The sequence below is a fragment of the Mesorhizobium sp. M1428 genome (genome assembly GCF_040317515.1).
Classification (GTDB): Bacteria; Pseudomonadota; Alphaproteobacteria; order Rhizobiales; family Rhizobiaceae; genus Mesorhizobium.
Window position 1 is genome coordinate 1 of sequence record NZ_JAMYKT010000065.1, and the last position, 1,791, is coordinate 1,791.

Annotated in this window: 2 protein-coding genes and 1 pseudogene; all 3 read left to right on the top strand. The window is 61.5% G+C overall.

Translation table 11 applies throughout. From position 1 onward, the window contains the following. Nucleotides 1–862: hypothetical protein (locus NKG60_RS32115; RefSeq protein ID WP_352671832.1), on the top strand; the 862-nt coding region annotated here is incomplete at its 5' end. Further along, complete coding sequence (locus tag NKG60_RS32120) at nucleotides 859–1,254, top strand: phage holin family protein (RefSeq protein WP_352976683.1); 396 nt, start codon at nucleotides 859–861, stop codon at nucleotides 1,252–1,254. The genes NKG60_RS32115 and NKG60_RS32120, both read left to right, overlap by 4 nt. Then, nucleotides 1,251–1,791: pseudogene (locus tag NKG60_RS32125) on the top strand (hypothetical protein); the annotation flags it as partial. The gene NKG60_RS32120 and the pseudogene NKG60_RS32125, both read left to right, overlap by 4 nt.

Genomic DNA, 1,791 nt, shown 5'->3' on the forward strand with positions numbered 1-1,791 from the left:
CAACCGCGCGCTCACCGCCATCGGCACAGGACAAGATCCCGCCTTGAGGCTGGTTAGGCTTCGCTTACCAAAAAAGATGACGCTTGCGGGGAACACGGGAAGCACAGGCAAGTTCGGTGCGCAGTGGAGGAGATTGCGCCATGAACAATGTCATTTATCTCATCGGCCTCGTCGTCGTCGTGCTTGCGATCCTCTCCTTCCTCGGATTCCACTAGGAGACACCATGCAGGACCAGGACGATCAGGGCCGTCAGACGGCCGATTTCGACACAGCCAGAAGCGAGCTTTCGGAAAGACTACAACGCGAAAAGCAGACCGCGACGGAAGCGCTCCACGATGCGCGTGACGAGATCACCAGGAAAGCCGGCGATTACGCATCGGAAGCAAAGCAAGCATTGTTCAACAAGGCGGAGGGAACGCAGCGCGACGTGAGCGCCAATCTCAAGGCCTTCAGCGGCGCATTGCGCGCGGCAAGCGAGCATCTTGCCAACAATGATCAACGGACCGCTTCGAAATTCGCCCTTGACGCCGCAGGCGGGCTCGAGCGGCTTTCCTCGTCCCTGAAGGACAAGCCTTTCCACGAGGTGCTTGGCGAAATCCAGTCGTTCGGCCGCGAAAACTCGGGGGCTCTGATCGCCGGTTCGGTATTGGCAGGGCTGGCGTTGGGACGGTTCATCAAGAGCTCGCCACCCTCTGCCCAAAGCGGAGCACCGGGCCAGTCGGGAACAGGCCGGGCGACCGAGACGGGTCCTAGTTCGAGTGAGTCGGGGTGGCGATCGGCAGAGCCAGTTGAGCCAGCCCCGTTAAGATCCGATCAATCCGGCGATGACTGGGCCAATGCAAGCCTGGAGCGAAACCCATGACTGACAACCAGGACACTCGCAGCCTGACAACCCTTGTCAGCGATCTGGCACAGCAGGTCACAACACTGCTTCAAACCGAAAGCAGGCTGTTGCGGGCTGAAATGTCGGAAAAGGTAAGCAAGGCCGGCGCCGGCGCCGTGGAGGTAATCGGAGGCGCCATTTGCCTGCTCGCCGCCCTGATGGTGCTTTTGCAGGCGCTGGTGATTGCCCTGGCGAGCGCCGGGCTGGGAGCCGGATGGTCCTCGCTGCTCGTCGGCGTCGTGGTGGCAGTACTGGGCGTCATACTCTTACGCTCCGGCAAGGCAAGCATGGCTCCCTCAGAGTTGACCCCCGACCGGACACAAGACCAACTTAAACGCGACGCACGCGTGATCAAGGACCAGATAAGATGATCGACAAATCCGCAGCCGAACTCGAACGCGATGCCGACATTGCCCGTGCCAAGATAACGGACACGGCAGACTCGATCCGGAGCAAGATGACACCGGGTCAGCTGATCGACGAATTCACCGGGATGTTCAGCGACGAGGGATCGGCCATGCTCAGCAATCTTAAGACTCAGGTCAGGGACAATCCGTTGCCGCTTACATTGGTCGGCGCGGGCCTGGCGTGGTTGATGCTTGGCAAGGGTACGGCGGTAGACGGTTCAGCGCCAGGCGCGCATCGGACCGGCAGGCCTTTCTCCGACCGGCAGAGCTTGGGCGAGGGCTGGCAGGAGTCGAGCAGTGAGTACTCCGGTGCCGAAAGCGAAGCTGCGGGAGGCGGCTCCAGGCTCTCAGATGCCGCTGGTTCGGTGGCTTCCGTAGCAGGCGGTGCGACAGAAGCTGTTGCAGATCTTGCGAGCGGCGCCAAAGAAAGATTGAGAAGCACAGCCGGGCAGGTCGGCTCGGCCGCCACCGATATGTCGGGGCGGGTGCGGCAGTCGGCGC

Excerpts from the sequence above, each read along its gene's own strand:
- NKG60_RS32120 (WP_352976683.1), top strand. The coding sequence starts at position 859 with ATGACTGACAACCAGGACACTCGCAGCCTGACAACCCTTGTCAGCGAT.